The organism is Methylomonas sp. BG-2 (assembly GCF_057766305.1).
In genome coordinates this window covers 1-3,745 of the sequence record NZ_JBYMAP010000310.1, presented here as the reverse complement: position 1 = coordinate 3,745, position 3,745 = coordinate 1, and the positions used below count along the sequence as shown (strand labels likewise).

Below are 3,745 nucleotides of genomic sequence, written 5' to 3'. Positions count from 1 at the left end.
CCCAGAAACGAACAGCAGTAGTCGCTGGCCACCCGAACCTTCATCGTAAACTCGGCATTTCCGGCGACGTTAAACGACTCGCCGCCCTTGACGGTTTGCCAAGCGTCGCTTCCGGGCAAGCGTACTTCCAGTTCGCCGGCCAGAATTTCCATGAGCTCCGGCGCGCCGGTGTTGAAAGTGTATTCACCCGGCTGCATAAAGCCCAGGGTTTTGCGGCTGCCGTCGGCGAACAGAATGGTCCGACTGTTTACCTTACCGCCGAAATATACGTTGGCTTGCTTGACGACGGATACGTTGTTGAATTCGGTCATAATACGAGTCTGTAGCTAAAAAGGAGCGCAATCATATCAGATCGACTCGCTTTCGAATCGCAAAAAGCCGAGGAGCACTTGGTTTGTCGGAACCGCTGTCAACCCTTTCGACGGTAAACCCGGTAGGGTCCAACGCTTGGCACCACGCTGCCAATTGCCCGGTTTCGACATCACCGCCTGGATGGCCGGGATAAGCCAGCACCGTCAAAACCCCATCGAAAGACAACAATCGGCAAGCGGTTTCCAAGGCGGTTAGCGTCGACGCCGCCGTGGTCACGACGGTTTTATCGCCGCCAGGCAGATAACCCAGATTGAACATTACCGCCGCCAACCTGCCATGCCAGTGTGGCGGTATGTGAGTCGCCATATCGGCATGACTGGTCAGTGTCAACACCGCCTGCCCTTGAAAACCGATCTCGCGCAAACGCGACCGGGTATTTTCCAAAGCGCGGACTTGCACATCGAAGCCGAACAGCGTACCACCCGCTCCGACGCATCGCGCCAGAAACGCGGCATCATGGCCGTTACCCAGGGTTGCGTCGACGACCGCATCACCGGGCTTAACGCACTCGCCCACCAAGGCATGCGCCCGCTCAACCAGGGAAATGCGAGCCATGGTATCGAGACACGTCGCACCAAGCGGGCAAATCCGCCCGCTGCTGCAAAAAGTCGGCGAAGCATTCGGCCAGCCACGGTATGGTCAAGCTACCCTTGCTGCCGAAACCGTTGAATATGTACAAATTCGGATGGCGTGGATGACGTCCGAGGAACGGCTGCTTGTCCAACGTGGTCGGCCGAATGCCGGCCCGATGCTGTTCGATTCGAAATTCGGCCGACTCGGGGTAGACAGTCCGTAACGCGGCCAGCAACGCTCTTCCGCCCGCCTCGGTCGGCACCGCATCCAGTTGCGCGGTTTCGTAAGTGGCACCGGTTTTAAAACGCCCATCGTCCAGAGGCACCAACCAATGCCGGTAATTTAACATGGCCTCGGGCAGGCGCCCGGTCGTCGCGCCGGTCAGGATTTCGCCCTTGGCCGCCTGAAACGGCAAACCGCCGAACCAGGGGTTGAAACGTGCCCGATGTCCTTCGCAGAATACAATGCAGCGCGGCGCCAACTCCCGCCATCGGAGCTCGGGTTCCAAAACAATTTGCCGGAAATCGAGCTCGGCGCAGCGATAAACACCCGCCGCCACCAAGGCTTCGCGAATTCGCGCCAACAGGGCCTCGGTGCGTAAAAAACCGGTGCCAGCCTGCAGGACCGCGCCGAACGGCGCTCGCAGGCCAGCCGGCAGCGGTGCATCAAGGGTAAGAAAGTCCCGGTATTTCGGGTCTTCCAGACGAACGAGCAAGCGCTGGCGATCTTGCTCATCGCGCAAGACTCGCAGCATCGGCATGTCGACGAAAAACGCTTGTCCAAACTGATTCGCCAGCGCCCGATAGCAAGACATCGCCGCCGGCCACATCTGGGGTAAATACTCGGCCTTTACCCAGCGCCGGCCGGTGATCGGATTAATCAAGCCAGCCGCGACTTTCGACGCATTTTCCAGGCCGTCGTCAACCAACACTACCCGCAACCGCCGCCGTAACAAAGTCCAGGCGAGCAGACTGCCGGCCAAGCCCTGACCGACGATCAAAACGTCGACTTTCACTTATTTGGCCGTCAAGGCCTCGCCGCTGAACCGAATGCCGTCCCAACCGTCACGCATGAAACGGCGAATATTTTGATGATCATCGCCATCGGGGTGCTCGAGTACGTCCCGGCGATAATAATCGCCGAACAAACTCAGGGTTTGCTCTACCGTCAAACCCTGCAACGCGCCAAACGCAAACAGCTTGCACGACCCTTCGTTTTGCCCGGCGCGATTGAGCAAGGGCTCGGTTAATCCGTTACTGAATTCAGTCGGCCGGTAGTCGTAATTTTCCGAAATCACAGCGATCGAATCTTGAAATGTCACCGGTTGGTTATCTCGAATCTTCAGTAAAAATTCGTTAAGCATCATTGGCTTACTCATGAAACTCCTTTATAGTTGAAACAATTAGCGACCATATCGCCCAAAACGCAGGCATAAAAGATTATAATTGAATGAAATATCTAGCCATTCGCGCTACAACCGGCTAAATTTATCCTAGACGCATTGCTGTTACATTTTGTCCATACAATCCGCGACGGCGGCGTAGAATTGTCGGGACCGTACGGATCGCAACCTCAATAACATCATAAGGGAAACATTTTGAAACAGGTAATTACTCTTTTGTCGTTTTGTCTGCTTTTCCCGGCGATAACCCGCGCCGAACCTGAACTTCAAGCGACCGCGATTCCAAGCGAACCGGCCGTTAGCCCAACCCCGCCGCCAGCGCCCAATGTCATCGTCGAGACCACCAACTACGCGGCTTACCAGCTTTCTCCGGGGGATGCCTTGGAAATTACGGTATGGAAGGAAGAGGGCTTGCAGCAATTACAGATTCTGATCTCTCCGGACGGCACCATCGTTTTCCCGCTGATCGGCACCGTCGCGGCGTCGGGCAAGACCATCTCCGAATTGAAGGACAATCTGACTTCCCGCCTGGCCGATTACATCGCAGACCCATCGGTCAGTGTCAAACTGTTGAACAATCAAGGTAATTCGGTGTTCGTCATCGGCAAGGTGAACAAACCCGGCCAAGTGTTTTCCGGCCGGCGCCTGGACGTACTGCAAGCACTCAGTTTGGCCGGCGGTTTGTCGATTTTCGCCAAGGAAGGCTCTATCAGCATCTTGCGCAGAAACGGCAATGAAATCCAAGTATTTCCTTTTGACTACGGCGACGTCATCGATGGCGAAGATCTGGAACAGAACATACTGTTGGAACCCGGAGACACCGTTACCGTACCTTAAGGAATTAGATAGAAACGACTATCTATGACGATCAAAAAGGATTTACTGGTGACTGCGATGGTGCTTTGTCCAGCCAGCGGTCATGCGCTCGAATTGCTGCTCCAGCCGGATTTCAGGTTCAAGGAACGCTATGAGGACAACTTGCGCCTGCAACCCAAACCTAGCCGCGACAATTGGATCAGCACCGTTTCGCCTAGCCTGACCTTCGGTTATTTGGCCGACGGCAACGAGTTGAAATCCAGTTTCAGATGGAACGAATTGATTTACCACGGCAATTCTGAATTGGATTTCTCCGAAAAGATTGCCGACATCAACCACCTGTTCAAGGGCGAACGCTTTAAAACCGACATCTCGGCCAATTATTCCGAAGAATCGTCGATCAACACCCAATTGGACCTAACCGGTTCCGGCGACGTACAAACTCAAGTGCCGAAGACCACGCGATCCATAGCGCCCAATGTCAGCTACAGCCTTACCGAGAAGGATACATTGCAATTGGGTTTTGCTTACGTCGATATTGCCTTCGACCGCAAGCCTAATTTGACCAATCCGATTCGCTAC

5 protein-coding genes and 1 pseudogene are annotated in these 3,745 nt (G+C 54.9%); 2 read left to right on the top strand and 4 right to left on the bottom strand.

Annotation, left to right across the window (positions count from 1 at the left end; genetic code table 11):
• From ppnP to AC3B8H_RS19290, 4 genes are all read right to left on the bottom strand, one after another.
• A partial coding sequence (gene ppnP / locus AC3B8H_RS19305; RefSeq protein ID WP_488443148.1) for a pyrimidine/purine nucleoside phosphorylase occupies window positions 1–311 on the bottom strand: 311 nt, incomplete at its 3' end.
• A 31-nt stretch (window positions 312–342) separates the two neighbouring features.
• Window positions 343–927 carry a tRNA 5-(aminomethyl)-2-thiouridylate-methyltransferase MnmM gene (mnmM, locus tag AC3B8H_RS19300; RefSeq protein WP_488443147.1) on the bottom strand — a complete coding sequence of 195 codons (585 nt, stop codon included), beginning with the start codon at window positions 925–927 and terminating at the stop codon, window positions 343–345.
• Window positions 905–1,960 carry an NAD(P)/FAD-dependent oxidoreductase gene (locus tag AC3B8H_RS19295; RefSeq protein WP_488443146.1) on the bottom strand — a complete coding sequence of 352 codons (1,056 nt, stop codon included), beginning with the start codon at window positions 1,958–1,960 and terminating at the stop codon, window positions 905–907. The genes mnmM and AC3B8H_RS19295 overlap by 23 nt, the downstream gene beginning before the upstream one ends.
• Window positions 1,961–2,323 (bottom strand): HopJ type III effector protein, encoded by a 363-nt coding sequence (locus AC3B8H_RS19290; RefSeq protein WP_488443145.1) that lies wholly within the window; start codon window positions 2,321–2,323, stop codon window positions 1,961–1,963. It lies immediately after the preceding gene.
• Between the two features lie 219 nt (window positions 2,324–2,542).
• Here AC3B8H_RS19290 and AC3B8H_RS19285 point away from each other — a divergent pair, with 219 nt between their 5' ends.
• Both AC3B8H_RS19285 and AC3B8H_RS19280 read left to right on the top strand, forming a co-directional pair.
• The gene (locus tag AC3B8H_RS19285; RefSeq protein WP_488443144.1) at window positions 2,543–3,184 is read left to right on the top strand and encodes a polysaccharide biosynthesis/export family protein; all 642 of its coding nucleotides are present in this window, start codon (window positions 2,543–2,545) and stop codon (window positions 3,182–3,184) included.
• A gap of 24 nt (window positions 3,185–3,208) precedes the next feature.
• Window positions 3,209–3,745 (top strand): annotated as a pseudogene (locus tag AC3B8H_RS19280) (hypothetical protein); the annotation flags it as partial.

Bases quoted from the DNA above. Each gene is read 5' to 3' on its own strand.
- mnmM (WP_488443147.1), bottom strand. From the start codon at position 927: ATGGCTCGCATTTCCCTGGTTGAGCGGGCGCATGCCTTGGTGGGCGAG.
- AC3B8H_RS19290 (WP_488443145.1), bottom strand. From the start codon at position 2,323: ATGAGTAAGCCAATGATGCTTAACGAATTTTTACTGAAGATTCGAGAT.